Origin of the sequence: Pseudomonas sp. SG20056, assembly GCF_031764535.1 — a bacterium.
In the GTDB taxonomy this organism is placed as follows: domain Bacteria; phylum Pseudomonadota; class Gammaproteobacteria; order Pseudomonadales; family Pseudomonadaceae; genus Aquipseudomonas.
Map to the genome: position 1 here is coordinate 4,343,979 of NZ_CP134499.1, position 26,073 is coordinate 4,370,051.

General features: G+C 59.7%; 25 protein-coding genes. 17 read left to right on the forward strand and 8 right to left on the reverse strand.

Features of this window, described 5'->3' with window-relative positions; genetic code table 11:
• From tssI to RHP75_RS20485, 5 genes are all read left to right on the forward strand, one after another.
• Positions 1-2,049: a type VI secretion system tip protein TssI/VgrG gene (gene tssI / locus RHP75_RS20465; protein WP_311089790.1), complete on the forward strand. Its 2,049-nt coding sequence runs from the start codon at positions 1-3 to the stop codon at positions 2,047-2,049.
• 30 nt (positions 2,050-2,079) lie between these two features.
• Positions 2,080-2,544 (forward strand): hypothetical protein, encoded by a 465-nt coding sequence (locus RHP75_RS20470; RefSeq protein ID WP_311089791.1) that lies wholly within the window; start codon positions 2,080-2,082, stop codon positions 2,542-2,544.
• A 50-nt stretch (positions 2,545-2,594) separates the two neighbouring features.
• The gene (locus RHP75_RS20475) at positions 2,595-5,999 is read left to right on the forward strand and encodes a hypothetical protein (protein ID WP_311089792.1); all 3,405 of its coding nucleotides are present in this window, start codon (positions 2,595-2,597) and stop codon (positions 5,997-5,999) included.
• Entirely contained in the window at positions 5,989-6,495 is a 507-nt protein-coding gene (locus RHP75_RS20480; RefSeq protein WP_311089793.1) for a hypothetical protein, read from the forward strand. Before RHP75_RS20475 ends, RHP75_RS20480 begins: the two co-directional genes overlap by 11 nt.
• 309 nt (positions 6,496-6,804) lie before the next feature.
• The gene (locus RHP75_RS20485) at positions 6,805-7,371 is read left to right on the forward strand and encodes a hypothetical protein (RefSeq protein WP_311089794.1); all 567 of its coding nucleotides are present in this window, start codon (positions 6,805-6,807) and stop codon (positions 7,369-7,371) included.
• Positions 7,372-7,438: 67 nt separating this feature from the next.
• On the opposite strand, the gene RHP75_RS20490 is transcribed toward RHP75_RS20485, so the two are convergent.
• From RHP75_RS20490 to purE, 5 genes are all read right to left on the reverse strand, one after another.
• Entirely contained in the window at positions 7,439-7,972 is a 534-nt protein-coding gene (locus RHP75_RS20490; RefSeq protein ID WP_311089795.1) for a DUF3299 domain-containing protein, read from the reverse strand.
• A gap of 34 nt (positions 7,973-8,006) precedes the next feature.
• Positions 8,007-8,252, reverse strand: a complete 246-nt coding sequence (locus RHP75_RS20495; protein ID WP_090250808.1) for a GlsB/YeaQ/YmgE family stress response membrane protein — start codon at positions 8,250-8,252, stop codon at positions 8,007-8,009.
• A 68-nt stretch (positions 8,253-8,320) separates the two neighbouring features.
• Positions 8,321-9,079 (reverse strand): ABC transporter substrate-binding protein, encoded by a 759-nt coding sequence (locus RHP75_RS20500; protein ID WP_311089796.1) that lies wholly within the window; start codon positions 9,077-9,079, stop codon positions 8,321-8,323.
• A gap of 49 nt (positions 9,080-9,128) precedes the next feature.
• Positions 9,129-10,214 carry a 5-(carboxyamino)imidazole ribonucleotide synthase gene (locus RHP75_RS20505; protein WP_311089797.1) on the reverse strand — a complete coding sequence of 362 codons (1,086 nt, stop codon included), beginning with the start codon at positions 10,212-10,214 and terminating at the stop codon, positions 9,129-9,131.
• A gap of 3 nt (positions 10,215-10,217) precedes the next feature.
• Positions 10,218-10,709 carry a 5-(carboxyamino)imidazole ribonucleotide mutase gene (purE, locus tag RHP75_RS20510; RefSeq protein ID WP_311089798.1) on the reverse strand — a complete coding sequence of 164 codons (492 nt, stop codon included), beginning with the start codon at positions 10,707-10,709 and terminating at the stop codon, positions 10,218-10,220.
• Between the two features lie 292 nt (positions 10,710-11,001).
• Between purE and RHP75_RS20515 the strand changes: the two genes are divergently transcribed.
• From RHP75_RS20515 to RHP75_RS20530, 4 genes are all read left to right on the forward strand, one after another.
• Positions 11,002-11,796: a hypothetical protein gene (locus RHP75_RS20515; protein WP_311089799.1), complete on the forward strand. Its 795-nt coding sequence runs from the start codon at positions 11,002-11,004 to the stop codon at positions 11,794-11,796.
• A 101-nt stretch (positions 11,797-11,897) separates the two neighbouring features.
• Entirely contained in the window at positions 11,898-12,890 is a 993-nt protein-coding gene (locus RHP75_RS20520) for an AraC family transcriptional regulator (protein ID WP_311089800.1), read from the forward strand.
• Positions 12,891-13,114: 224 nt separating this feature from the next.
• Positions 13,115-14,149, forward strand: a complete 1,035-nt coding sequence (locus tag RHP75_RS20525) for a histone deacetylase family protein (protein WP_311089801.1) — start codon at positions 13,115-13,117, stop codon at positions 14,147-14,149.
• A 53-nt stretch (positions 14,150-14,202) separates the two neighbouring features.
• Positions 14,203-15,315, forward strand: a complete 1,113-nt coding sequence (locus tag RHP75_RS20530) for a polyamine ABC transporter substrate-binding protein (protein ID WP_311089802.1) — start codon at positions 14,203-14,205, stop codon at positions 15,313-15,315.
• 54 nt (positions 15,316-15,369) lie between these two features.
• On the opposite strand, the gene RHP75_RS20535 is transcribed toward RHP75_RS20530, so the two are convergent.
• Positions 15,370-16,275: a LysR substrate-binding domain-containing protein gene (locus RHP75_RS20535; protein WP_311089803.1), complete on the reverse strand. Its 906-nt coding sequence runs from the start codon at positions 16,273-16,275 to the stop codon at positions 15,370-15,372.
• Between the two features lie 169 nt (positions 16,276-16,444).
• On the opposite strand from RHP75_RS20535, the gene RHP75_RS20540 reads away from it, so the two are divergent.
• Positions 16,445-17,869, forward strand: a complete 1,425-nt coding sequence (locus RHP75_RS20540; protein WP_311089804.1) for an aspartate ammonia-lyase — start codon at positions 16,445-16,447, stop codon at positions 17,867-17,869.
• Between the two features lie 80 nt (positions 17,870-17,949).
• Here the strand turns inward: RHP75_RS20540 and RHP75_RS20545 are convergent, their stop codons facing one another.
• Positions 17,950-19,425: a PLP-dependent aminotransferase family protein gene (locus RHP75_RS20545; RefSeq protein ID WP_409079685.1), complete on the reverse strand. Its 1,476-nt coding sequence runs from the start codon at positions 19,423-19,425 to the stop codon at positions 17,950-17,952.
• Positions 19,426-19,516: 91 nt separating this feature from the next.
• On the opposite strand from RHP75_RS20545, the gene RHP75_RS20550 reads away from it, so the two are divergent.
• From RHP75_RS20550 to RHP75_RS20560, 3 genes are read left to right on the forward strand one after another with little or no spacing between them, the layout of a single operon-like run.
• The gene (locus tag RHP75_RS20550) at positions 19,517-20,167 is read left to right on the forward strand and encodes an FMN-binding negative transcriptional regulator (protein ID WP_311089805.1); all 651 of its coding nucleotides are present in this window, start codon (positions 19,517-19,519) and stop codon (positions 20,165-20,167) included.
• Entirely contained in the window at positions 20,164-20,607 is a 444-nt protein-coding gene (locus RHP75_RS20555) for a GNAT family N-acetyltransferase (RefSeq protein WP_311089806.1), read from the forward strand. The genes RHP75_RS20550 and RHP75_RS20555 overlap by 4 nt, the downstream gene beginning before the upstream one ends.
• Positions 20,608-20,621: 14 nt before the next feature.
• Entirely contained in the window at positions 20,622-21,302 is a 681-nt protein-coding gene (locus tag RHP75_RS20560) for a GNAT family protein (RefSeq protein WP_311089807.1), read from the forward strand.
• Between the two features lie 88 nt (positions 21,303-21,390).
• Here the strand turns inward: RHP75_RS20560 and RHP75_RS20565 are convergent, their stop codons facing one another.
• The gene (locus tag RHP75_RS20565) at positions 21,391-22,209 is read right to left on the reverse strand and encodes a helix-turn-helix domain-containing protein (protein WP_311089808.1); all 819 of its coding nucleotides are present in this window, start codon (positions 22,207-22,209) and stop codon (positions 21,391-21,393) included.
• 151 nt (positions 22,210-22,360) lie between these two features.
• Between RHP75_RS20565 and RHP75_RS20570 the strand changes: the two genes are divergently transcribed.
• The 4 genes from RHP75_RS20570 to RHP75_RS20585 all read left to right on the forward strand — a co-directional run bounded on the left by RHP75_RS20570 (position 22,361) and on the right by RHP75_RS20585 (position 26,060).
• Positions 22,361-23,803 carry an alanine/glycine:cation symporter family protein gene (locus RHP75_RS20570; RefSeq protein WP_311089809.1) on the forward strand — a complete coding sequence of 481 codons (1,443 nt, stop codon included), beginning with the start codon at positions 22,361-22,363 and terminating at the stop codon, positions 23,801-23,803.
• 229 nt (positions 23,804-24,032) lie between these two features.
• The gene (locus RHP75_RS20575; RefSeq protein ID WP_311089810.1) at positions 24,033-25,019 is read left to right on the forward strand and encodes an asparaginase; all 987 of its coding nucleotides are present in this window, start codon (positions 24,033-24,035) and stop codon (positions 25,017-25,019) included.
• A gap of 101 nt (positions 25,020-25,120) precedes the next feature.
• The gene (locus RHP75_RS20580) at positions 25,121-25,516 is read left to right on the forward strand and encodes a hypothetical protein (protein WP_311089811.1); all 396 of its coding nucleotides are present in this window, start codon (positions 25,121-25,123) and stop codon (positions 25,514-25,516) included.
• Between the two features lie 88 nt (positions 25,517-25,604).
• A complete protein-coding gene (locus RHP75_RS20585) occupies positions 25,605-26,060 on the forward strand; it encodes a GNAT family N-acetyltransferase (protein ID WP_311089812.1) in 456 nt (151 codons plus the stop codon).
• The last annotated feature ends 13 nt before the right edge of the window (positions 26,061-26,073 follow it).

Genomic DNA, 26,073 nt, shown 5'->3' on the forward strand with positions numbered 1-26,073 from the left:
ATGTTCAACCCGGCCAATGAAACCCACTTCAGCCTAAGCATCGAAGGCCTTGAGCACGACCTGCAAGTGCTCGAGTTCAGCGGCCGCGAAGCGATCAGCCAGCCCTATCGTTTCGAGGTGGAACTGATCAGCGAGAACGCCGAGCTGGATCTGCAAAGCCTGCTGCATCAACGCGCCTTTCTCGCCTTTACCCCAGACGGTTTGGGCATTCACGGGCTGATCTATCAGGTCGCCCAAGCCGAATCCGGCAAGCGCCTGACCCGCTACAAACTGAGCATCGTGCCGCAGCTCAGCTACCTGGCCCTGCGCACCAACCAGCGCATTTTCCAGCACCTGACGGTGCCGCAGATCGTTGCTCAGGTGCTGCAAGAGCACGGCATCGTCGAAGGCGGCTACCAGTTCCTGCTCGGCCCCACGGTTTACCCCACGCGCGACTACTGCGTGCAGTACGACGAGAGCGACCTGCACTTCATCCAACGTCTGTGCGAAGAGGAAGGCATTCACTACCACTTCCAGCACAGCACCCAGGGCCATGTACTGACCTTTGGCGATGACCAGACTGCGTTTGGCAAACTCGGCCAACCCACCGCCTACCTGCAAGACAACGGCATGACCGCCGATGAGCCGGTGATCAAGCGCTTCGCCGTACGCTTGGAAACCCGCACCAGTCGCATTACCCGCCGCGATTACGACTTCGAACAACCGCGCCTGCTGATGGAAGCCGCTTTCAAGGAAGATCGCGATCCCGAGGCCAAGCCGCTGCCGGATCTTGAGGATTACGACTACCCCGGCCGCTTTGTCGACCGCGCACGCGGCAAACACCTCAGCCAGCGCAATCTCGAACGCCACCGCGCTGATTACCGCCTGGCCGAAGGGCGTGGCGATCAGCCAAAACTGCTCAGCGGGCACTTTCTCGAGCTCTCCGATCACCCGCGCCAGGACTACAACGACCTCTGGCTGCTGCACGAGGTCATCCACCAGGGCAAACAACCGCAGGTGCTGGAAGAGTCGGTCACCAGCCATACCGCAGCCAGCGACGGTTTCCAGCAAGGCTACCGCAACCACTTCACCGCTACACCCTGGGACGTGCCCTTCCGCCCGCCACTGGAACACCCAAAACCCAAGGTGCTCGGTAGCCAGACCGCCGTAGTCACCGGCCCAGCAGGTGAGGAAATCCACTGCGACGAATACGGCAGGATCAAGGTGCAGTTCTTCTGGGACCGCGAAGGCCAGGCCGACGACAAAACCAGCTGCTGGCTGCGCGTGGCCTCCAGCTGGGCCGGTGATGGCTACGGCGGCATCGCCATCCCGCGCATCGGCATGGAAGTACTGGTGACCTTCCTCGAAGGCGATCCCGATCAGCCACTGGTGACCGGCTGTCTCTACCACGCCGAACACGTCGTGCCTTATGACCTGCCGGCGAACAAGACCCGCACCGTGTTCAAAACCCTCAGCACACCGGGCGGTGGCGGTTACAACGAGCTGCGCATCGAAGACAAGAAAGGCGCCGAGCAGATCTACCTGCACGCCCAGCGCGACTGGGACGAAAACATCGAGCACGACCAGAAGATCCGCGTCGGTAACGAACGCCACGACACCGTCGAAGCCAACAGCTACACCGAGCTGCAGGCCGAAGAAAACCTCACCGTCAAAACCGAGCGCAAGGTCGAGGTCAAACTCGATGACCACCTCACCGTCGGGCAGAACCAGCACATCAAACTCGGCACCGCCCAACTGACCAAAGCCGGCCGCGAAATCCACCTCAAAGCCGGACAAAAGATGGTCATCGAAGCCGGCACCGAACTGACCCTCAAAGCCGGCGGCAGCTTTATCAAACTCGACCCCGGCGGCATCACCCTCAGCGGCCCACTGGCCAAAATCAACGCTGGCGGCGCGCCGGGCAAAGGCTCAGGGATCAAGATCAAACCACCGGTACTGCCCGGTGCGGCGGATAGTGATAAAGCGGGGAATTTGCTGGATGAGGCGCTGGTGAACTTACTGCAAAAGACTGAAAAACAGCCGCAAACATTCTTCCTGTTTTCCGAATAATTACCTAGAGACAACCCTATGAATCGAAGCATGACCTCTCTGATGACTTACCTGCCTCTGTTATTCCTCTGCACGGCCTGTGCAGTGGCACCACAGGCCGAGAAACCTGCCATCCAGTTACAGAGCCTTTCCTACGACGAAGCATTGCAGGCCTATCGCAGTGCCGCACGCGACGAAAACTACCGTTGTATCCACCAAGCTGCAGACGACCTCTACAAATCCAGTACCGATGCCCAAATTTTGGCGATCGTGATCGATGACGTGCTGTATCTGAAACGTGATGGGGTTTTGTTGGAACTGGAACAAGTGGAAATCAGCGAACAGGCTGCCCACTACACGAGCGCTGATGCACGAGTCGAGGCCGGTTACTCGATCATCAAGCAGTTCAATTTTTCGGAGTACAACGAGTCAGATGACCGCAATGTCGATCTGTGGGTAAAAACACCCGAAGGCACACGGCATTTGAAGACATTCGGCAACCGTTGTGGGATCTGATCACGCTGGCAATCGCTCACATGCCAGCCTGAAGAAGTCAAGGAAGAGTCATGTCTAACCGATACACAATTGTTGAAAGCGTTGGCAGTGCCATCCAGTCAGTCACGTCTTTTGATGACTTGGAAAAGCACCATCCATCTTCAGGACAAGAGGCAGGGCGAGACTACGAGACCATCGATGGTGATTTTGAGGAAGTTCGTAAAACTTCAGATGGCCGCACACTGATTAAGAAAGACTTCGTGCTTTTGATCAATGGCAGCAACAAGTCCGTCCCCGTGCCTTGCCCTATTTCCGGTTACGTTAAAACGAAGGTAGCAAATGGAACCGTTTCGATTTACGACAGTCCCGGCGGAAAGCTACTGGGGCAAGTGCTCCACCTGAACACAGCGTTCAAAGTCAAGGATGGTGACTTCATCAAGTATGGCCAGCCAGTGGGTATTCAGTCCGGTACCGGAGCTACAGGCACCGTTACCTATGCAATTCACGCCCACGTCGAGCTGGAAAAAAGCCAGTTCGTAAAGTACATCGCCGATATCGTCAGCGGGGCAATAACCCCGAACGCCGGAGCATCCGGTGCCTCTTCAAACAATGAACCACCCTTTCAATTCCCTATCCGTAAACCCGACGGCAGCCACTATCAGCTAGAAGAGCTCTACAAGGAACTGGAGAAAGAAACCTCTGGCCATTACCTGCTGGGCAACCATGGCTTCTGGCATGGCGGCATCCACTTCAGCGATGCCAGCGTGCCACATGCCAAGCTCAAACAGGCCGTGCGCTGTATGGCAGATGGCGAAGTGGTCGCTTACCGGCTGAACAAGAATTATCTATCGTCCACATTCATGGGCGAACAAAGCTGCGACAACCTGCGCTACTCCACGTCTTTCTGCCTGGTTCGCCATACCTATGAATCGCAAAAGCGTCCGGCGGAGAGCAAACCTGCTGCCAAAATCGAGTGGGTAGGTAAGACCGTGCAACTCACCAGCTCGCGCTATGGACGCGATATCGCAAGCACAGTCCTGGGTAATACGGGTAACTTCGAAGCGCTTATGCCGGCAGGCACAGAGCTGCAGATTCTCAAAATCCATGACACCAAAGATATGCGTTTCGCCTTGGCCACGATCAAGACTGCATTGCCCGGTAAAGATCGAGCTGGTAATCCGGTAACTCGTGCCGCAACGAGCGAAATCTGGTTCGCCGCATTCGACAAACAAGATGCGATTCTCAAGGATCGAAACAAGCAAGCCATCTTCAAGGATGTAACGCCTGCGCCCCCAGCTGAAGCGAAGACAGAAGACAAGAAGCCAGAAACCAACAAACTTGAATTCTTCAGCCTGTATATGCACCTGCTGCCTTTTGAGCATTACCCGCTACAGGATGGTGAGAGTCAGCGCCGTTTCAAGGTAAAGGTCAAAGGCCGCAATGTACGCAAGGAAGCGAACCTGACTGGTACCGTACTAGGGCAGATTGATAGCGGTGCGGAATTCGAGTTGATCTCAGTCACATCCGGGCACCAGATAAAGCCCGGTGATACCGCTACCTATGAACTGGCTCAGATAAAGATTCTCAGCAAGGGCGTAAAAAAGAGCGGCGTACAAACAGCCAAAGAAGGTGACGTGGTCTGGATGGCCATCAGCAAGGCGGAACCAGGCAAAGCAGACGAGCACTATGCGGAAGAAATCCCGCCACAAAAACGCATTCGCCCCACCTACTGGAAAGGCCAGGTCAAAGCTCAACTGAAAAAACGAGTTCCTGCCTTCAATAAACCAGAAGACCCAGTCGATAAAAAAATCGGCTTGCTTGCAGAAAATACCGTATTGGAATATGCCACAGGCACAGTAAAGCGAGTCATTCAGGCAGGCCGCCCGCAGATCATGGCCCCCTGTACCATTGTTAGCGGAGGATTCTGGGACACCCCAATGTGTCCTTCAGGCCCTATTTGGGTCGTCATCGATACTGATGCGGCTGAGCTTAAACCCGATGATCCAAGCGACTTCGACTCTGTCGTCACCTGCGCAATCCCAATCAAAGCAGGTGATCCTATTGGCTACCTCGGTCTCTACGAGACACTCGCCAGCGCCAAAGGCGGGGTGAAAAGCCGACATCAGGTTCACGTAGAGCTGTTCTCTACAGACCCCAATCTGGAAGCATTCCTGAAGAACCCGGCGGGATTGAAGGACGGTAAGCAATACTTACGCGTTGCCAAGGGCAAGACCATATATAACAAAGGCGGTACTGCAGAAACCCCGACGTTTACACCCAGCGGACTGGTCATAAACGAGAACTACCTGATTGCTGCGAGCCAGGCAAAGTTGCTCAAGGCCCCAGACAGCAAAGAGTGGTACCCGATCAAAGTCAACAGCGCCACCACCCCCGTGGATGGTTATATCGCCAAGGCTGATGGAGAAATTATCAGCCAGCACGATAGGGAAAAATTGGGCTTCCAAATTATCAAGGAAAGCAACGATAACGCCGACGGCTTTCTCGACCCGAAGAAAATGCCGGATTTCTTTCAGAACCTCTACCTAAAGATCGATCAACTGGGTAACAAGGATGGCAAGGTCACTGCTGACGAAATATCCCTTGCCTTGAAAAATCACAAGCTCCGCGACCGTTGGTCGAAACTAATTGGCTACCATCCGACCGAGTGGCAAGCAAAATCATCTGCTCCTAAATGGCAGCGATTAGAAGAGTTACTCAAGGATGTCCCGGAAGTGCTCCGCCATGAAAAAGAACGTATTGATAATCTGGTGTTCTGGGATGAGCTGGCTGGGGCAATGCAAGTTGCGTTACCAAAGCAGGTTCACCATTTTCACCCGCTCGCGTTTATTGACACAGTACAAAATAACGGGAAGAAATCCGGCTGGGCGCATAGCGTATTTGCCGATTTACTCGGCAAGGTTGAATCGAAAAATGATTACTCTGCCTACAACCGAACGTACCCCGCCCCGCTCAAATCATTCTACAAAACCGACCTGACAACCTTGACCATCGCAGAGGTACAGAAGAAACAGGCTGATCGGGACATGTTTGCCACAGGCCGCTACCAGCTTATTCCCGACACACTTTCCGCAGCGGTTAAACACTTAGGACTCGATACCTCATTAAAATATGACGAAACATTGCAGGACAATATTTTCGAAAATTACCTGATCAAAGTTAAGCGCAAGGCTTTCATAAATTACCTAGAGGGGGACGGCAGTGTCGAAGATGCAATTTATGCCTGGGCCATGGAGTTCGCCTCCGCAGGGGTACGCAAGGGCAAGAGCATCAGCCCTGTCAAAAAGCGCGATGAGAACGGAAAAGTAGTTAAAGAAAACGGCAAAGTGGTATGGCTTACACGAACAGCCAGCACTGAAGGGTTGTCATACTATGCAGGTGATGGCCTGAACGTTGCTCATATCACCCCGGATGAAATGGTTAAGGCTTTAGAGGAGTCAAAGAAAAATGGCAAATAATGCGGCCCTCGGATTTATATCGCTGCTCGGCAGCCTATTAATTTCACTCAGCAGTTTCGCGGCCGATCCGAAGTTCGAGGAATATAAGGTCGAGCAGATTTTTCAGGGCGATAATCACAAGCTCGTAATTGAAGACGATAACGACGATAACTGGTCGCTCTACCGCAAACAAGCTATTAAGAAACCGATAAATTTCGCCGGCCATTACATTGTTTTTGCCACTGGCTGCGGAGGCGGTGCCATATGCGGCGAAATACTTGATGCACAGACCGGAAAAATCGCAGCATCTTTCCCTAATGCTTATGAAATTGATAGCGCCGATGGCAGCTATTACGATGCCAGTTTCAGGCTGGATAGCCGCCTTATCGTGATCAGCGGCATAGCCGCTGATCCAGAGCGAGGAATGAATGGTGAGTTTTTAGCTAGCGCTAACAGGACACGCTACTTTGAGCTTAAAGATAATCAATTAAAACTTCTAAAGATCATTGAAGAATAAAATTTCAATATTTATTGAAAGTACAGATTTATTTATTGCCAAAATAAATTTGTTCCATTTTTTCCTTCAGACGGCACCGACACTATCGGTTAGGTGCCGTACAACTTGCCCCAACGCCAGCTATTCAACATCTCAGGTGACATTGAGTACCCCAAAGAACTGAATTTCGATACATAATTCGCATCCAAACATGAAATTTGCTTAGGTCGCTGAGAATTCAGCAGTGTTTTTTAACAGCAAAGATTGCATATAAAATTATACATTTAATATGATATTAAAAACGCACTTATAACTCACCAATCGTCAGCAATGACGATTACAGACTCTATAAAGGCTAGCTTACTGGCTCTGTCTATTTCAGCGACGAACATATGCTCTGCCGAGAATTACTCGGAAAGCCTCGAAATCTCAGGCAGCGAATGGCGGGTCGAAAGTCGATGCTCGACCGTAGCCCAAGCCACCCAGTGCACGATTTCCGTCAACGATGGTAATACGGAAGAGAAGGTACTTAACTACCCTGCCCCTCCAGCATCAGCAAGCTATGAAGCACACATTTTCCTACTCACTTTCGGCTGCGGCACTGCATGCTCAGCAACCTATGCCTACAAATTAGGAGGATCTCTAGGGGGACCATTCCCGCTGGTAGAAGCTACTGATAATGAGCGTGAAGTGGTAATGAGCCTGGGCGCTAAGTCTGTGCTCTTCTATCGTATGTTTGACAATAGCGATGCGCCCTTACATGAAATCACTCCCGACCTGAACGATGCCAACTTACTGGACGTCGTTGATGACAGCAGCCTCGAAGACCATATATTCCGCCTGTCATATCGCACAGAAAATGGCCTGAAAGAATTGCAATACGAAGCGCCGCAATAAGCATTAATCGCGTATTTGGAGCAGATGTGGGGTAACGGTGTGCCGAAAGACCGCCGGCACACGACCGTTAAAGATCGCTTTCCTCCACCACCCTCACCACCCCCGCATCCAACGCATACGCCGCATCCGCCAGTTCATTATTGACCTGTTCAATCTTCAGCGTACCGCTGACCCAGAGCGGGGCGTAGATGTCTTCGAGTTCGATGCCTTTGGGGTAGCGCACCAGCACCAGTTGATTGGGCGGTGGCGGCGGTACGTGGATGCAGGCGCCGGGGTAGGGAACCAGGAAGAACAGCGTGCTGTGGCCCTTGCTGTCGGTTTCCAGTGGCACGGGATAGCCGCCCAGGCGCACCGCCTTACCATCGAAGGCGGCGACGGTTTTCGTCGAGTACATCACCGCCGGCAAGTTCTGATCCTGCTGCTTGAGGCCACCGGGGTTATAGAAGCCGCTGTCCTGCTCAAGGCCTTGGTGGCTGATCTCGGGCATGTCTTCCAGGGCCTGGCGATCTTCCGGTGGCATCAGCTCCAGCCAATCGGTTTCCGGAAGTTCGGCACAGGCCAGGGTGCTGAGCAGCAGCAGAGGTAACAACAGGTAGCGCATCGGTGGGCTCACAGGGCAGCGAAGTGACAGGGCCTTAGCCCTTTTTAACAGCGCCGTAGATTACCAGCAGCACCACCGCGCCGATCACTGCACCGATAAAACCAGCAGACTCGCCCACCTTGTAGATGCCCAGCGCCTGGCCGCCATAGGTCGCAGCAATCGAGCCGCCGACGCCCAGCAGGATGGTCATGATCCAGCCCATGCTGTCGTTACCCGGCTTGATAAAGCGCGCGATAAGACCGACGATCAAACCGATAAAAATGATGCCAATAATGCTCATGCGAGCCTCCTCAGTGGACGGTGGGATTTGCTACCGTTGATCTGACCACGGGAAATGCTGGCAGTTCGCTACTCTTCGGTTTCTGGCGGTGCGACGCCGTAGCGGTGGTAGATGCGGGCAATTTCGCCACTCTCGCGCATGCCGCGCAGCGTCTGTCCCAACTGCTCGTAGAGGGTCTTTTTGTCACCCTGATAGTGGCGCTTCGAGGCACCGTAATAGTTACCAACGGATTGCTCGTACTGGTAGTCGGCATAGCTGTAGTCGCTGAAGCCAATCTTGTGGAACTGCGCCTCAATGGCTTCGGCATCCAGCACCACCATCACATCCAGGCGCCCGGCACGAAACATCCCGGCCAGCAGGTAGTCGTCCGTCGCCAGGCTTTTTGTCAGGGCACTGTCGCCGTCGAACTGATCGAAATAAGCGGTACCGCGTTTGACCCCGATCACCTTGCCCTGCAGATCGGCATAGCTGCGCAGGCTGGCCTGTTGCCCGGCCTTGATGATAAAGCGGATGCTTTTGCGCTGGGTGCCGATGGACGGCAGAAAATGCACGTAGTCCTTGCGCTCAGTGGTGAACAAAACACGGGGGGCTAGATCAATCCGCCCGGATTTGAGGTCTTCCAGGCTGCGCACGAAGGGCGCGTAACGCCATTCGATTCGCGCACCGACGCGTTGCGCAGCCGTATCCAAGACCTCAATCAACGGGCCAACGGGCAGCGCGTCGATGGCCTGCATCTCTGGCGGGCGCTCGCGGTAATCGGCGCGCAACACCTGTTCGGCATGGCACAACGGCAGGAAGAAGAGAGACAACAGCAGTAGACACTTCATGACTAGGCTCTTGTGTGTTCTACGCAAGAGCCTAGTCACAAAGCAGGGGTCAGGCCTTAGCGATCAGCGCTTCGACAGCCGCGATCTGCTTATCCAGAGTGGCGCGATCCGCACAGCGCAGGGTGGCGTGACCGACCTTGCGCCCAGCCTTGAAGGCCTTGCCATAGTGGTGCAGGCGGCAGTCGGCGATGGCGATAACCTGCTCCACCGGCGGAACCACGCCGATAAAGTTAAGCATGGCGCTCTCACCGACCTTGGCAGTCGAACCCAACGGCAGGCCGGCGACGGCGCGCAGATGGTTTTCGAACTGGCTGCACTCGGCGCCTTCGATGGTCCAATGCCCGGAGTTGTGCACGCGCGGGGCGATTTCGTTGGCTTTCAGGCCGCCATCAACTTCGAAGAACTCGAAGGCCAGCACGCCGACATAGTCGAGCTTGGTCAGCACACGGCTGACGTAATCTTCGGCCAGCACCTGCAGCGGGTGATCGGTGCTGGCGATGGACAACGCCAGCACGCCGCTGTCGTGACGGTTGTGCACCAGCGGGTAGAAGCGCGTTTCGCCATCACGGGCACGCACCGCCACCAGCGACACTTCGCCGGTAAACGGCACGAAGCCTTCGAGGATGCACGGCACACTGCCCAGTTCGGCAAAGGCGCCGACTACATCTTCTGCTTTGCGCAGGACCTTCTGGCCCTTGCCGTCGTAACCCAGGGTGCGGGTCTTCATCACCGCCGGCAGGCCAATGCTCGCCACGGCGGCGTCGAGGTCGGCTTGCGATTGGATATCGGCGAAATCCGGGGTCGGAATGCCGAGGTCCTTGAACATGGATTTTTCAAACCAGCGATCACGGGCGATACGCAGCGCGTCCGCGCTCGGGTAAACCGGGACGAACTGCGAGAGGAAGGCCACTGTCTCGGCCGGCACGCTTTCAAACTCGAAGGTCACCAGATCGACTTCATCCGCCAGCTGACGCAGGTGATCCTGATCGCCGTAATCGGCGCGGATATGTTCGCCCAGCGCTTGCGCGCAGGCATCCGGCGCGGGGTCGAGGAAAGCGAAGTTCATCCCCAGCGGCGTGCCTGCCAGGGCCAACATGCGGCCCAGCTGGCCGCCACCGATTACGCCGATTTTCATGGGTTAGGCCTCACGCGGGTCCGGATTTTCCAGCACGGATTCGGTCTGCTCGGTGCGGAACGCCTTCAGCCGCTCGTGGAACTGCGGATGCTGGTGACCGAGGATGCTCGCAGCGAGCAGCGCGGCGTTGACGGCACCGGCCTTGCCGATGGCCAGGGTGGCGACCGGAATACCGGCGGGCATCTGCACGATCGACAGCAGCGAATCGACGCCCGAGAGTACGGCCGACTGCACAGGCACACCGAGTACCGGCAGGTGGGTCTTGGCCGCACACATGCCCGGCAGATGGGCCGCGCCGCCAGCACCGGCGATGATCACCTGAATGCCGCGCTCTTCAGCCTGCTCGGCGTACTGGAACAGCAGGTCCGGGGTGCGGTGGGCGGACACCACCTTCACTTCGTACGGAATGCCCAGCTTGTCCAGCATCTCGGCGGTGTGGCTAAGGGTGGACCAATCGGACTTGGAGCCCATGATCACGCCAACCAGTGCGCTCATCGTCGTGCCTCTTCTTCATCAAGTGCCCGTAGGCGCTGCAGAAACTAACAAGCCACGCTGGAAACCAGGCGTGGCTTGTTAGTGTATGAATTATGGCGGTGCGAACCGCCAAAGGCCGCGCAGTATACCGTAAAGCCTTGGCTGGCGTGCACCCCAGCGCGCCGTTTGTCGCGGGCCGCCCGCCGTGATGCCGAGTGGCAGGTCAGTGAACGCCACGAGCAGACCTGGCGCACAAATCGCGGACGGTGGCCTGGCTATACTGGGCGTTCTTTTAATTACCAAGGACACCACCATGACAAGGCTGTCACTGCTTCTCACCGCGTCGCTGTTCACCCTCAACGCCAGCGCCCTCGAACTGGCCAAGTACCCGCAAGTATTCGATGCCGGCAAGGGCATCAGCGTGACCGTCGCGCCCAGCAGCGATGGCAAGCAGGCGCTGATCCAGGTCAGCGGCATCAACCACCCATTGGATGAAGTGGTGCTGCTGAGCACGGTCAACGAGCGCGGCAACGATGAGCGCGATTACACCACCACCCTCGACGGCAGCGCCTACAACATGCTGATCAAGCGCCAGGGCTGGGGGGGCGAGCAATACCAGCTGTACCTGCCAAGCACCGACGGCTTTGAGCTGGGTTTCGATGAAGCCAAGAGCAAAGAGGCCAAACCAGCCAACCTGCTGGCGCTCTACGAGCAGCAGAAGAAAAAAGGCATTCAGGACAAGCTGAGCCGCTTCGACCGGGAAAAGCGCGTGGCCGACTTCAGCGCCCAGCTGCAGCAGATCGACCAGGACGCCTCGAAGGCCTGCAACACACCGCTGACCACCCAGGTTGAGTGGAACGCCATCGACGACGACACGCTCAAGCGCCTGAGCGTGCCGAGCTTCTGCGGTGAAGTGGTCAGTCAGTTGGCCAACCTGTGCCAAAACGGTGATGAGCAACAGGCTGTCGCCAAGGGCCTGAAAACCGTGCAGTGCAGCTTTGCGCAGAAGCTCAAACTGCGCGAAAACGAGGCGACGCTGACCTTCACTACCCATGAAAAAGCACCCAATCAGGGCGACTTTATCAACGCATTCCTGCGTAATCGCTAAACCTGGCTAAAGCGCAGCGGCCCGGATCAGCCCCGGCCGCTGCGGTGCTGCGGCATAGTTCTTGCCTCCTCCAGGCATTCTGAACTGTTGCGGTCGCCCCGATGTTGCACGCCCACCTGACCACCCTGCATGTGGTTTCGCAGATCCTCGAAATATTTGCCACTCAACCCGAACTGACCGAGCAGCTATTGGCCAGCAGCGGTATTGCTACGACTGATCTGGCCTGCGCCGACACGCGCATCACCCGCACCCAGGAGTTGCAGGTCTGCGCCAATGCCCTGCTGCTGCGCAGTGATCTGGGTCTGGAACTGGGCCGGCGCATGCATGTATCGGCCTATGGCATGGTCGGTTACGCCGCGCTCTCCAGTGCCACCTTTGGTGACGCCTGGCGGCTGATGCTGCAGTACCCGGCACTGCTCGGCACCTACTTCAAGCTGGATATGCACCTCGAAGGCGAGCTGGCCTGGGTCAGCGCCAGCGACTATCAGCACGCACCCGCGCTGGAAGTGTTCAACCTGGAAATGTGCCTGGCCTCGCTCAAATTGATCAGCGACGACCTGCTAGGGCAACCTCTGCCGCTCAGCGCCGCGCAGTTTCGCTACAGCGAGCCGGACTACAGTGCGCGCTACCCGCACAGCTTCGCCTGCCCGCTGCAGTTCGATGCCGCGCGCAATGCTTTTGCCTTCCCCGCCAGCTGGTTACAGCACCCTCTACCGCTGGCCGATACGGTGACCCACCGGGAAATGCTCGAACGCTGCCGCAAGCAGAATAGCGAGTTCAATACCCGCCAGGCCTGGCTCACGCGCATCCGCCAACTCCTGGCCGAACAGCTGACCGCACCTCCTGGTCTGGAGCAATTAGCGCAGCAGATGCACTGCTCGCCGCGCACTCTGCGCCGGCACCTGCAGGAACTCGGCACGCACTATCAGGAACTGCTCGATGAGCTGCGTTTCGAGCGGGCAAAAACCCTGCTTGGCCAAGAGGATTGGCCGATCTGCCGCATCGCCGAATACCTCGGCTTTAGCGAAACAGCCAGTTTCCGCCACGCCTTCCAGCGCTGGAGTGGCGTGCCGCCGAGCCGCTTTCGCGCCTGACCCTGCGCCTTACGTTGGTTCCTACAGAGCTCTACCCTGGCCGCGCAATTTATGGCTTCCATCCCTGACAACCACCCTACGGGTCATCGCTGCGCGACGTTAAAAAACGCTCCCGGCGATTTTTTTGGCCATTTCGATCCCCTTTTGGCCGTTGTCAGCGTTCTTTCATAACGCCATACGGGCGAACAATGGTTGCCAGAACAACAAGCCTGGGAGCCACCTGCATGCTGACCTTTTACAGCGACGACCATCACCTGCACCACGGCAGCTGCGAGCTGATCGACGGCCAGTTGATGCCCTGCTTCGAGAAACCACAACGCGCCGACCATATCCTCCAGCGCGTCAAAGATCGCCAGCTCGGCGAAGTCCGCCCGCCACAGGATTTCGGCCTGGCGCCGATTGAGCGCATCCACAGCGCGGCCTATCTGAACTTCTTCAAGGGTGCCTGGGCGCGCTGGCAGGCGCAGAACGGCAGCGGCGATCTGCTGCCCTTTACTTGGCCGGCGCGCACCCTGCGCCAGGTAATCCCCAGGGATTTACACGGCCAGCTCGGTTATTACAGCTTCGACGGCGGTGCGCCGATCACCGCCGGTACCTGGCAGGCGGCATACAGCGCTGCACAAGTGGCGCTTAGCGGCCAGCAGGCAATTGCCAACGGCGCCCATAGCGCCTTTGCCCTGTGCCGCCCGCCAGGCCATCACGCCGCCGGCGAGTTGATGGGCGGCTACTGCTACCTGAACAACGCCGCCATCGCCGCCCAGGCGTTCCTCGATCAGGGCCACAAGAAGGTGGCGATCCTCGACGTCGACTACCACCACGGCAACGGCACTCAGGACATCTTCTACAGCCGCAATGATGTGCTGTTCGCCTCGATCCACGGCGATCCGGCCGACGAGTTCCCGTTCTTCCTCGGCTACGCCGATGAACGCGGCGAAGGCGCCGGTGAAGGCTGCAACTTCAACTACCCGCTGGCCATGGGCAGCCCATGGGCGGTGTGGAGCGCCGCGCTGGATGAAGCCTGCCAGCGGATTGCCGAATACGGTGCTGAAGTGATCGTAGTGTCACTGGGCGTGGACACCTTCAAGGATGACCCGATTTCCCAGTTCAAGCTCGACAGCCCGGATTACCTGGCCATGGGCAAGCGCATCGCCGCCCTCGGCAAGCCGACCCTGTTCGTTATGGAAGGCGGTTATGCGGTGGAAGCCATCGGCGTCAACGCAGTCAACGTACTCGAAGGGTTCGAAGCCGCACACGCATAAGCCGCACAGGCCAGGCCAACACAACATCAATAATGATTCAGGGGTGAGACACGATGAACACGATCAAACACCTGCTCGCCGTCGCCATCTGCGGCGCAACCCTGCTGGCCACGGCGGCCCAGGCGCAAACAGCGGAGAAACCGCGCGAGCTGCGCGTGTACAACTGGGCCGACTATATGCTGCCGGCGGTGCCCAAAGAGTTTCAGGAAAAAAGCGGCATCAAGCTGACCTGGGACGTGTTCGACACCAACGAAGCGCTGGAAGCCAAGCTGCTGACCGGCAACTCCGGCTACGACCTGGTCGTGCCGACCAACACCTTCCTCGACACCCAGATCAAGGCCGGGGTATTCCAGAAGCTGGACAAGAGCAAGCTGCCCAACTGGCAGCACCTCGACCCCGGCCTGCTGCAGCTGATGACCGCCAACGACCCCGGCAACCAGTACGCCGTGCCCTACATGTACGGCACCGTGCTGATCGGCTTCAATCCGGACAAGGTCAAGGCCGTGCTCGGCACCGATGCACCGGTGGACAGCTGGGACCTGATCTTCAAGGAGGAGAACATCAGCAAGCTCAAGCAGTGCGGCGTGGCCATGCTCGATTCGCCCGGCGATATCCTGCCAATCGCCCTGCATTACCTGGGTCTGGACCCCAACAGCAGCAAGCCTGAGGACTACGAGAAAGCCAGCGCGCTGATGCTGAAGATTCGCCCCCACGTGGCCTACTTCCACTCGGCCAAGTACATGACCGATATCGCCAACGGCGACATCTGCGTGGCCATCGGCTATTCCGGCAGCTTCTACCAGTTCGCCAACCGCGCCAAGGAAGCCGGCAACGGCGTGGTGGTCGACTGGCGTCTGCCGAAGGAAGGTGCGCCGCTGTGGTACGACTCCTTCGCCATCCCGAAAAGCGCCCTGAACGTTGCCGAGGCCCATGAGTTCCTCAACAACCTGCTCGACCCGAAAGTGGTGGCACCGATCAGCGACTTCCTCGGCTACCCCAACCCGAACAAAGACGGCATGCCGCTGGTGGGAGCGGAGATCCGCGACAATCCCGGCCTGACCCCAACCGCCGAAGCACAGAAGACCCTCTACGTGCTGCAGCCGCTGCCGCAGAAGATCGAACGCGTGCGTACGCGAGTGTGGAACACCATCAAGTCGGGTACCTGATGGCAACCCGGCGCAGCGGGTAAACCGCTGCGCCGGCTGTTCAACGCAAAGGCTTTAGCGGCCCACTTCGCCGCTTTCCAGCTTGCGCCAGAGCAAACGTACCGACGCCTTGCGTACCAGCGCGCAGCGGTACAGACGAATCTCCAGCGGCGCCTGCCACTGTTCGTCGCCGCACACCACCAACTCACCCCGAGCCAGTTCGGCCGTCACACTCAACCTCGGCACCCAGGCCACGCCCATGCCCTGCAAGGCCATGCTCTTCAGGCTATCGGCCATCGCCGTTTCGTATACCGTGGTCGAGCGCAGCGCGCGCTGGCGAAGCAGCAGGTTGACCGAGCGACCGAGAAACGCCCCGGCGCTGTAGGCCAGCAGCGGCACACTCTGGCCGTTGTTGAGGTCGAACAACGGCGCACCGTTTTCGCCCACCGCGCACACAGGGAGCATTTCCGTGCGCCCCAGATGCAGTGAGGGAAATATCTCCGGATCCATCTGCAATGCAGCGTCCGGGTCGTAGTAGGCAAGGATCAGGTCGCATGCGCCTTCACGCAGCGCATGCACCGCCTCGCCAACGTTGGTTGCCACCAAGCGGGTGGTCAACGGCAGCCCTTCACGGCGCAGGCGGGCGATCCATTCGGGGAAGAACCCCAGGGTCAGCGAATGCGCGGCGGCAATCTGCATCACTTCACCCTGCTGGCCTTCGAGGTTATGCAGATGGCGCACCACCTCGCCGAGCTGCTCAACCATGCTGCGGGCCGTGACCAGAAACAGCTGGCCGGATTCGGTCAGCTCGATGGGCGTGCAGGCACGGTTGACCAGGGTCAGGCCGAGCATGCTCTCCAGGCTGCGAATCCGCCGACTAAACGCCGGCTGAGTGACAAAGCGCTTCTGCGCTGCCTGAGAAAAACTACGGGTAGCGGCCAGGGTGACAAAGTCTTCCAGCCATTTGCTTTCGAGGTTCATGGATCAGCCCTTGTGCATGCGAACACGTCGGGCGACCTTGGGCGGTCACGCCAACGTTATGCCGATTATGCATGACCCAGCGCTTAACAGCATTGGCCAGCACCAAGCTGCAGCCCCTAATCTACGGGCCATCGCGGCATATGCCGTATTTCCTGAGACGACCTTGATCATGTCCCCTGCTGCATCTACTCGCCTTGAAAAAGACCTGCTCGGCACCCTCGACGTTCCCGCTGACGCCTATTATGGCATCCAGACCCTGCGCGCCGTGCAGAACTTCCGCCTGTCCGGCGTGACGCTGTCGCACTACCCGAAACTGGTGATTGCCCTGGCCATGGTCAAGCAGGCCGCTGCCGACGCCAACCGCGAGCTGGGCCACCTGTCTGCCGCCAAGCACACAGCGATCAGCACCGCCTGCGCACGCATCATTCAGGGCGAGTTTCACGACCAGTTCGTGGTCGACATGATCCAAGGCGGCGCGGGCACCTCGACCAATATGAATGCCAACGAGGTGATTGCGAATATTGCCTTGGAGGCCATGGGCTTCGAGAAAGGTGACTACAAGCAGCTGCACCCGAACAACGACGTGAACATGGCACAGTCGACCAACGACGCCTACCCGACCGCCATCCGCCTCGGCCTGCTGCTCGGCCACGACAGCCTGCTGACCGCGCTGGACAAGCTGATCCAGTCGCTGTCGAAAAAGCACCTGGAATTCAGCCACGTATTGAAGATGGGCCGCACCCAGCTGCAGGACGCCGTACCGATGACCCTCGGTCAGGAATTCCGCGCCTTCGCCACCACCCTTGGCGAAGACCTGCAGCACCTCAAACTGCTCGCCCCGACCCTGCTCACCGAAGTGAACCTGGGCGGCACCGCGATTGGCACCGGGATCAACGCCGACCCGCAATACCAGCTGATGGCGGTCAAGCGCCTGGCGATTATCAGCGGCCAGCCGCTGACTCCGGCCGCCGACCTGATCGAAGCCACCTCGGACATGGGCGCCTTCGTGCTGTTCTCCGGCATGCTCAAGCGCACGGCGGTGAAGCTGTCGAAGATCTGCAACGACCTGCGCCTGCTCTCCAGCGGCCCGCGTACCGGGATCAACGAAATCAACCTGCCGCCGCGCCAGCCGGGCAGCTCGATCATGCCGGGCAAGGTCAACCCGGTGATCCCGGAAGCGGTCAACCAGGTGGCTTTCGAAGTGATTGGCAACGATCTGGCGCTGACCATGGCAGCCGAAGGCGGCCAGTTGCAGTTGAACGTGATGGAGCCGCTGATCGCCTACAAGATCTTCGACTCGATCCGCCTGCTGACCCGCGCCATGGATATGCTGCGCGAGCTGTGCATCGACGGCATCACCGCCAACGAAGCGCGCTGCCGTGAACTGATGGAAAACTCCATCGGCCTGATCACCGCACTCAACCCCTATATCGGCTACGAGAACGCCACGCGCATCGCCAAAGTAGCGCTGGAAAGCGGCCGTGGCGTGCTGGAACTGGTGCGCGAGGAGAAGCTGCTGGGCGACGCCGAGCTGGCCGACATCCTGCGCCCGGAAAACATGATCGCCCCGCGCCTGGTGCCCCTCAGCCAGTAAGCGAACCCCTGCGTAACAGGAGGCTCCCCCGCCTCCACTCCTCAAGGGATGGCCACGGCCATCCCTTTTTTTGCCTGGCGCTAAGGCGCATTCCAGGCCTGGCGCAAGGCTGCCAACGCCTCATTAATCTGCGCCTCGGGCACTGCGGCAAAGCCCAGCACCAGCCCGGCGCGCTGATCTTCTGGCGTGGCGCTACCTGGCAGCCAGTAACTGCTGAGCGCGCTGATCTCCACGCCAACCCTTTCGGCGGCGCTGATCAACTCACGCTCGCGGGCCAGGCTGTCGACCCGCACACACAGATGCAACCCGGCTTCCACCACCGGCAACGGCGCGCAGCCCGGCACCGACTCAGGCCAGCCGGCTAGCAGCGCATCGCGCCGGCTGCGGGCGGCCGTGCGCATACGGCGGATATGCCGCTGAAAATGCCCGGCGGCGATAAATTCGGCCATCACCGCTTGGGTGCCGATTTCCGAATGGCGCATATCCAGGGCGCGACGCTGGGCAAAGGCTTCGGCCAGCGCGGGTGGCAATACCAGATAACCCAGACGCAACGCTGGAAAGGCAATCTTGCAGAAGGTGCCGACATACAGCACGCGGCCCTGGCGGTCGAGCGCCGCCAGCGGGGCCAGCGGCGTGCCGCTGTAGCGGTACTCACCGTCATAGTCGTCCTCGATGATCAGGCCGTTATGGTGCTCGGCCCACTCCAGTAACTGCAGGCGCCGCGCCAGCGACAGGGTGACGCCGGTCGGGTACTGGTGCGAGGGCGTGACATAGACCAACCGGCAGTCCTCAAGCTGCGCCAACGCCGGAACATCTAGACCTTCGCCATCCACCGCCACGCCGCACAGCTGCGCCCCGGCTATCGCCAGAGCATGGCCGGCGGCACGGTAGCCGGGGTTTTCCACGGCCACCCGTGCACCCGGCGTGACCAGCAACTGCGCGCATAGGCTGATGGCCTGCTGCGCGCCATTGGTGACGACGATCTGCGCCGGGTCGCAGTGCAGTCCGCGACTGTTGCGTAGATAGGCGGCAATCAGCTCGCGCAGCTGCCAGTCGCCAGCCGGGTCGCCGTAGCCCAGGCGCGCCGGCGATGGCTTGCGCCAGAAGCGCGCGGACAAACGTGCCCAGGTCTCGAAGGGAAACAGATCAAAGGCCGGCACACCGACGCGAAAAGCCCGTGGCGCGCCGCTCAATGGCGGGTACAGATGATGCTTCTGCAACAGCTCCAGCGCCGGGCTCTGCGTGCTGACGAGTGGCTGCGCGGGCGCCGGCCGCTTCACCGCACTCAGCTCAGCTACGTAAGTGCCGGCACCGATACGCCCCTCGATATAGCCCTCGGCGTACAGCTGATCGAAGGCGCGCGTCACGGTATTGCGCGAGATACCCAGCAGGTTCGCCAGATCACGGCTGGCCGGCAGGCGTGTGCGGCTTTGCAGACGACCATCGAGGATGCGCTCGCGCAGCGCCTGATACAGCTGACGCGCCAGGCCGCGCTGTGGGTCGAGGTGAATGCCGGACAGATCGACCGGCAGCGGCGCAGCGGACGGAATGGCCATGCCGATTGGCTCCATAGAAGTCGCAGAAAGTGGATCTTACAACAGGCCAATAGGCGGCCTAGCATGGCTCCACCCGTTCAGGAGCAAATCTATGTATACGCCCGCCGCCTTTCGCCAGGACGACCTCGCCACGCTGCACCAGCAGATACGCGCCACGCGCCTGCCTACGCTGGTCAGCCATGGAACTCAGGGCCTGCTCGCCAGCCATCTGCCGTTGCTGCTGGAACCTGGCGAGAGCCAATACGGCACGCTGTACGGCCATTTCGCCAAGGCCAACCCGCAGTGGCGCGATTTGGCTGAGGGCAGCCCGGCGCTGGTGATCTTCCAGGGCGCAGAGGCCTATATCAGCCCGTCCTGGTACGCGGCCAAGGCCGAGCACGGCAAGGTGGTGCCGACCTGGAACTACATCAGCGTGCAGGCCCATGGCCACGCGGAAGTGTTCGATGACGCCGAGCGTCTGCTGCAGCTGGTCAGCCGCCTCAGCGATCAGCATGAAGCCAAGCGCCCGCAGCCCTGGGCCGTCAGCGATGCACCGCGCGAGTACATCGACAGCATGTTGCGCGCCATCGTCGGCTTCGCCCTGCCCATTGAGCGCCTTGAAGGCAAATGGAAGCTCGGGCAGAACCGCAGCCAGGCCGACCAAACCGGCGTACGCGACGGCCTGCACGCCAGCCATGACCCACGCGACCGCGAACTGGCCGCACAGATCAATAGCCAACACTTAGCCAAGGAAGCGCCATGAGCATTGAAATCCGCCCCGTCAGCCCTGCCGATCACGCCGCCTGGTGGCCGCTGTGGCAGGGCTACCTGCACTTCTACCAGAGCGCGTTGCCCGCCGAGGTCAGCGCCATGACTTGGCAGCGCTTTCTCGACCCGAACGAGCCGACCCATGCTGCTCTCGCCTGGCGCGACAGTCAGGCCGTGGGGCTGGTGCAGTGGATCTTCCACCGCACTAATTGGTCGGTGGAACACAGCTGCTACCTGCAGGATCTGTTTGTCAGCGCCGATCAGCGCGGCGGCGGCATCGGCCGGCTGCTGATTGAGCACGTCTATGCCCAGGCCCAGGCGGCCGGCAGCAGCCGCGTGCATTGGCTGACCCAGGAAACCAACTACACAGGCCGTCAGCTCTACGACCGCATCGCCGAACGCTCTGGCTTTATCCAATACCGCAAACAGTTCTAAACAGGAGCCGCCGCATGCCCCAGCAACCGCTACACGACTGGCAGCCCGTGCCTACACCGGCCCATAAACCCTTGGACGGCCAGTATGTGCGCGTCGAGCCCCTCGACCCGACGCGCCATAGCGACGACCTGTGGCAGGCGTTGCAAGGCCCGGACAGTGACCCACGACTATGGGACTACCTGCCTTACGGCCCCTTCAGCGAGCGCGCAGCGTTTGATACCTGGCTAAGCGGCCAGGCCGCCAGCCGCGACCCGCTGTTTTTCAGCGTTATCGACCTACGCCAGCAGCGCGCCGTCGGCCTGCTGAGTTTTCTGCGCATCACACCCAAGGATGGCTGTATCGAGATCGGCCATATCGCTTTCGGCCGTGCCATGCAGCGCAGCCCGGCGTCGACCGAAGCGGTGTATCTGCTGGCCAAGCTGGCCTTGGGCGAACTGGGCTACCGCCGCCTGGAATGGAAGTGCAACGCCGCCAATGCCCGCTCAATGCGCGCGGCCAAGCGTCTGGGCTTCAGCTACGAAGGGCTGTTTCGCCAGCATATGGTGGTCAAGGGAGAGAACCGCGACACCGCCTGGTTTGCCATCCTCGACAGCGAATGGCAGGCCTGCAACGCGGCCTTCAAACACTGGCTGGCGGCGGACAACTTCAACGCCAACGGCCAACAGCAACAGCGCCTGGAAGATATGCGGAACTAGGCTCTGTTCGGCGTGAGCGCAGCCCAACGCTGCGCCCGGTCTCGATGCGGATAGGGTTTGCGCCCAAGACCATCATGCGATCAAGCGCTTATTCGATCTCGAACAGGCCGTTCTTTAGCGGTGCGTCGGCCAGGCGCTGACGCACGTCATCGTCGATGCGCGGATCATCCGGGCGATACAGGCGCACCTGACGGTAGGCGCTGATGCGGTTGATTTCGGTGCCCAGGTATTCCCACACCACGCGGGTACAAGCCGGGCTACGGCGGTCGCCGCTGGAGACGCCGGTCTTCAGGCCGTTGAGGCGGGTAATGCGGCTCTTGTAGCTGGGGATGAGGATGGTCTGGCTCATCTCGTTGAGGGTCAGCGATTCGTAGTCCATCAGAAACAGCCGGTCCTGCAGCTGGAATGCAGCGCCCAGGTAACGGCAACGCACCCAGTCTTCGGCTTGCACGTCAGTACTGGCCGAACGCTCCTGACGCTCCTGGCGCTCGAACAGGAAATCGCCGTCCTCCTCCCACAGATGCACCAGCGACAGCAGCACGGTGCCCGGCACCGACATGCAGTTGGAATATTCGAAGTAGTAGCCGCAATAGCGCGACAGGTTGCCGGCATGTGCGCGCAGCGGTTTGAGTAATTCCATCAGCGCGTCGCTGCGCGTGCCTGCATCCTGGCCCGGTGCGCGTGCGCCAATCAGATCGGCAAATTGCTCGGCGGGCAGGCTCAGCTCGTAGGCTTCGACGCCAAAAAAATCGCAGATCCGCTTGAGGTTATAGGCCGTTGGTCGGCTCTGTCCGCTCAGGTATTTATTGAACTGGGCGCGATTGATCGCGAGCTTGCGACAAACCTCGGCGATCGACCGGTAATGGCTGCACAACAGCTTTAGATTGGGCCCTAGATGGTCAGACATGCGAATTTCCTGGTGATGCGAGCGACGCGATTCTAGCATCAACTCGCATCAGTTCGCCGCCACCCGCGAAATTGCACCACGGCCGCGTCTGCTCAACCATTCGGCCCCGCCTATATTTCCTTCACAAAACAACAAGAGAGACCTCACTGCCATGCTCGATATTCTCAACGACCTGATCTGGAGCAAGCTCCTGATCGTGATGCTGATCGGCCTTGGTCTGTACTTCACCATCGCCTCGCGTTTCGTCCAGTTCCGTTACTTCGGCAGCATGTTCCGTATCTTCGCCGAAGCCTTCCAGCGCCAGCCCGGCCAGCTCAGCTCGTTCCAGGCGCTGATGCTCTCGGTAGCCGGCCGCGTCGGTGCCGGCAACATCGCCGGTGTCTCGGTGGCGATCATGCTCGGTGGCCCGGGCGCGATCTTCTGGATGTGGGTCGTAGCCCTGGTCGGCATGGCCACCAGCTACTTCGAGTGCTCCCTGGCGCAGCTGTACAAGCGCCGTGAAGACGACGGCACCTACCGCGGTGGCCCGGCCTTCTATATCCAGCACGGCCTGGGCCAGCGCTGGTTGGGCATCGTCGTATCGATCCTGCTGCTGGTGACCTTCGGCTTCGGCTTCAACGCCGTACAGTCGTTCACCGTGGCCAGTTCGCTGCATGACACCTTCGGTCTGCCAACCATCGCCAGCGGCCTGATCCTCACCGTGGTGATCGGTCTGATTATCTTCGGCGGCATCAAGCGCATCGCCAAGTTTGCTGACGTACTGGTACCGGTGATGGCGTTCGCCTACATCGGCATGGCGCTGGTGGTGATCGGCCTGAACCTGAGCGAAGTGCCAGCGGTATTCGCCCTGATCGTCAAGAGCGCCTTCGGCCTGGAGCCTGCGTTTGCCGGTGGTATCGGTGCGGCAATCATGATGGGCGTTAAGCGCGGCCTGTTCTCCAACGAAGCCGGTCTCGGCAGTGCGCCGAACGTCGCTGCAGTCGCCCAGGTCAAGCACCCGGCGGCGCAGGGCATCGTGCAATCGCTCAGCGTATTTATCGACACCCTGCTGGTCTGCACCAGCACCGCACTGATCATCCTGCTCTCGGGCGTGTATCAGCCAGGTAGCGAAATGGCTGGCGTAGTGCTGACCCAGACCGCTCTGGCCGCCGTAGTCGGTGAGTGGGGCCGGGTGTTCGTCAGCATCGCGCTGCTGCTGTTCGTCTTCACCACCCTGATTTACAACTACTACCTCGGCGAAAACGCCCTGGGCTTCTTCAGCAAGAAGCGCGCGCCGGTGGTGGTCTACCGTGTGCTGGTAGTGGCTCTGGTACTCTGGGGTTCGGTACAGGATCTGGGCACGGTGTTCGCCTTCGCCGACGTGACCATGGGTCTGTTGGCCATCTGCAACCTGATTGCCCTGACGCTGCTGTTCAAGGTTGGTCTGCGCCTGATGCGCGACTACGACAACCAGATCAAGGCTGGCGTAGAGTCGCCAGTGTTCGATGCGAAGAACTTCGCTGATCTGGACCTCGACCCAGCCGCCTGGCCAAACGCGACGCAAAACGCCCCGGCCAACCATGCGGAAATCGGCAACAGTGTTCACCAGCGCTAAGCCGCTGCTAAAGCTGCATTAGCTGTAATAAACAGGGGGCTAAGCCCCCTGTTTTCTTATAGAGCCTGTTTACGATCAGCTGCGCGTCGGCCAGCCTGCGTTAAAAACAGCCTCGGAATGCTCATTTACAGCTCGTAAACTCCGCTTCCTCGGCTGTTTTTGCCTTGCCTGGCTCTAGCTCGCTAGACCGTAAACAGGCTCTAAGAACAATAAAAAATGGAGACCCCTGATGGGTTGTAGCAATCTTCTGGTGCTCTACACCGGTGGCACCATCGGCATGCAAATGAGCGCTACGGGCCTGGCCCCGGCGTCCGGCTTCGATGAACGCCTGCGCCGCCAGCAAGTGCTGGAGTCCCAGCCGCTGCCGCAATGGACCTTCCGCGAGCTGCTGCCGCCAATCGACAGCGCCAATATGAACCAGAGCAACTGGCTGGCGATGGTCGCGGCGATTCGCACCGGCATCAAGCAGGACGGCTGCGACGGCGTACTGCTGCTGCACGGCACCGACACCCTGGCCTACAGCGCCGCCGCCCTGAGCTTTCTGTTGCTGGGTTTGCCAGTACCGGTGATTCTCAGCGGCTCGATGCTGCCGGCCGGTGCCGAGGGCAGCGATGCCTGGGGCAATCTGTTCGGCGCCATGCGTGCGCTGCAGGCGGGCGTCACCCCGGGCGTGCATCTGTATTTCAATGGCGCGCTGCTGCATGGCGCGCGGGTCAGCAAGCTGCGCAGCGATGCCTTCGACGCCTTCCACGTGCTGCCGCGCCAGCGCCAGAGCCCACGCGCCGAGAGCATCCCGGCGAGAATCGATTACCGCCAGCCGCGCCAGCCGGTCAATCTGGCCGTGCTGCCGTTTTACCCGGGCATCCAGGCAAGCCATGTACGCGCCCTGCTCGGCAGCGGCGTGCAAGGTCTGCTGCTGGAATGCTACGGCAGCGGCACAGGCCCGTCAGACAACGCTGAACTGCTGGATGTGCTCAAGGCCGCCCATGCACGCGGCGTGGTGCTGGCCGCGATCAGCCAGTGCCCGCACGGCCATGTCGAATTCGGCGTGTATGCCGCTGGCAGCCAACTGGCCAGCGCCGGGCTGATTTCCGCCGGCGGCATGACCCGCGAAGCGGCACTGGGCAAGCTGTTCGCCCTGCTTGGCGCGGGCCTGAGCCAGGCCGAGGTGGAGCACTGGTTTGCCTTGGATCTGTGTGGTGAACGGGCCGATTAAGTAGCTGCTTGCCGACGAACAAGTCGCTATAGTCGCGCCCCCGGCGAGCCTGCTCGCCAACCTACAGACCATCAACCATCCGATTTACAAGGACGTTCTGCATGTCATCGCTTCGCCTCGCCACGTTTCTACTTCTCGCGCTCACCATCTCTGGCTGCTCCACCAAGGCCTGGTTCAAGCTGCCGGAGCACAGCACCATCAGCGTCAACCAACGCACCGAACAGCACCCGCAAGGCCTGGTGAAAACCCGCCCGTTCTTCTGGAACCGTACAGCAGGCGTGCCGTATCGGCTAACCAGCGCCACCGGCGAAACCCTGAGCGAAGGCAAACTACGCACGCGCTTTCGCGTGGTGTCGATCTTCTGGCCGCCCTACAGCATCATTTACTGGCCCATGGGCTTCGGTCAGCGCTGCTATGACCTGAGCAGCCACCTGCCGGCCGAATGCTCGCGTGAAGACCTGGTCAGCCTGATCAAGGACTATCGCGCCACACGTTAATGGAGTGAATGGCGGCAAACAGGGTCAAACCATCTACCCTGTTTGCAACACCTATAACCCAGCTAATGACGCCAAGGAGGTTGCCGCCATGCCCGTGCGCATTCCCGTCGAAATCCGTCCGATCACCGACGCCGACCATGCTGCCTGGCTACCCTTGTGGCAGGGCTATCAACGCTTCTATATGACCGAGATAGGCGCCACGACCAGCGACATCACCTGGCAGCGCTTCCTCGACCCGGCCGAGCCGATGCACGCCGCGCTAGCCTGGCATGACGGTCAGGCGATTGGCCTGGTGCACTGGATCTACCACCGCTCGACCTGGACCACCGGCGACTACTGCTACCTGCAGGACCTGTTTATCGCCAAGGACATCCGCAGCAGCGGTGCCGGCCGTCAGCTGATCGAGCACGTTTACCGCGAAGCCCAGACTCAGGGCTGCTCACGCACCTACTGGCTGACCCACGAGAGCAACAGCAAGGCCATGCTGCTGTATGAGCGCATCGCCGAGCGCTCGGGCTTTATCCAGTACCGCAAGCTGTTCTAAGCACTGACCTGCT

What these genes read in the sequence shown, in the direction of transcription:
- tssI (WP_311089790.1), top strand. Translation starts at nt 1, where the DNA reads ATGTTCAACCCGGCCAATGAAACCCACTTCAGCCTAAGCATCGAAGGC.
- RHP75_RS20470 (WP_311089791.1), top strand. Translation starts at nt 2,080, where the DNA reads ATGACCTCTCTGATGACTTACCTGCCTCTGTTATTCCTCTGCACGGCC.
- RHP75_RS20475 (WP_311089792.1), top strand. Translation starts at nt 2,595, where the DNA reads ATGTCTAACCGATACACAATTGTTGAAAGCGTTGGCAGTGCCATCCAG.
- RHP75_RS20480 (WP_311089793.1), top strand. Translation starts at nt 5,989, where the DNA reads ATGGCAAATAATGCGGCCCTCGGATTTATATCGCTGCTCGGCAGCCTA.
- RHP75_RS20485 (WP_311089794.1), top strand. Translation starts at nt 6,805, where the DNA reads ATGACGATTACAGACTCTATAAAGGCTAGCTTACTGGCTCTGTCTATT.
- RHP75_RS20490 (WP_311089795.1), bottom strand. Translation starts at nt 7,972, where the DNA reads ATGCGCTACCTGTTGTTACCTCTGCTGCTGCTCAGCACCCTGGCCTGT.
- RHP75_RS20495 (WP_090250808.1), bottom strand. Translation starts at nt 8,252, where the DNA reads ATGAGCATTATTGGCATCATTTTTATCGGTTTGATCGTCGGTCTTATC.
- RHP75_RS20500 (WP_311089796.1), bottom strand. Translation starts at nt 9,079, where the DNA reads ATGAAGTGTCTACTGCTGTTGTCTCTCTTCTTCCTGCCGTTGTGCCAT.
- RHP75_RS20505 (WP_311089797.1), bottom strand. Translation starts at nt 10,214, where the DNA reads ATGAAAATCGGCGTAATCGGTGGCGGCCAGCTGGGCCGCATGTTGGCC.
- purE (WP_311089798.1), bottom strand. Translation starts at nt 10,709, where the DNA reads ATGAGCGCACTGGTTGGCGTGATCATGGGCTCCAAGTCCGATTGGTCC.
- RHP75_RS20515 (WP_311089799.1), top strand. Translation starts at nt 11,002, where the DNA reads ATGACAAGGCTGTCACTGCTTCTCACCGCGTCGCTGTTCACCCTCAAC.
- RHP75_RS20520 (WP_311089800.1), top strand. Translation starts at nt 11,898, where the DNA reads ATGTTGCACGCCCACCTGACCACCCTGCATGTGGTTTCGCAGATCCTC.
- RHP75_RS20525 (WP_311089801.1), top strand. Translation starts at nt 13,115, where the DNA reads ATGCTGACCTTTTACAGCGACGACCATCACCTGCACCACGGCAGCTGC.
- RHP75_RS20530 (WP_311089802.1), top strand. Translation starts at nt 14,203, where the DNA reads ATGAACACGATCAAACACCTGCTCGCCGTCGCCATCTGCGGCGCAACC.
- RHP75_RS20535 (WP_311089803.1), bottom strand. Translation starts at nt 16,275, where the DNA reads ATGAACCTCGAAAGCAAATGGCTGGAAGACTTTGTCACCCTGGCCGCT.
- RHP75_RS20540 (WP_311089804.1), top strand. Translation starts at nt 16,445, where the DNA reads ATGTCCCCTGCTGCATCTACTCGCCTTGAAAAAGACCTGCTCGGCACC.
- RHP75_RS20545 (WP_409079685.1), bottom strand. Translation starts at nt 19,425, where the DNA reads ATGGCCATTCCGTCCGCTGCGCCGCTGCCGGTCGATCTGTCCGGCATT.
- RHP75_RS20550 (WP_311089805.1), top strand. Translation starts at nt 19,517, where the DNA reads ATGTATACGCCCGCCGCCTTTCGCCAGGACGACCTCGCCACGCTGCAC.
- RHP75_RS20555 (WP_311089806.1), top strand. Translation starts at nt 20,164, where the DNA reads ATGAGCATTGAAATCCGCCCCGTCAGCCCTGCCGATCACGCCGCCTGG.
- RHP75_RS20560 (WP_311089807.1), top strand. Translation starts at nt 20,622, where the DNA reads ATGCCCCAGCAACCGCTACACGACTGGCAGCCCGTGCCTACACCGGCC.
- RHP75_RS20565 (WP_311089808.1), bottom strand. Translation starts at nt 22,209, where the DNA reads ATGTCTGACCATCTAGGGCCCAATCTAAAGCTGTTGTGCAGCCATTAC.
- RHP75_RS20570 (WP_311089809.1), top strand. Translation starts at nt 22,361, where the DNA reads ATGCTCGATATTCTCAACGACCTGATCTGGAGCAAGCTCCTGATCGTG.
- RHP75_RS20575 (WP_311089810.1), top strand. Translation starts at nt 24,033, where the DNA reads ATGGGTTGTAGCAATCTTCTGGTGCTCTACACCGGTGGCACCATCGGC.
- RHP75_RS20580 (WP_311089811.1), top strand. Translation starts at nt 25,121, where the DNA reads ATGTCATCGCTTCGCCTCGCCACGTTTCTACTTCTCGCGCTCACCATC.
- RHP75_RS20585 (WP_311089812.1), top strand. Translation starts at nt 25,605, where the DNA reads ATGCCCGTGCGCATTCCCGTCGAAATCCGTCCGATCACCGACGCCGAC.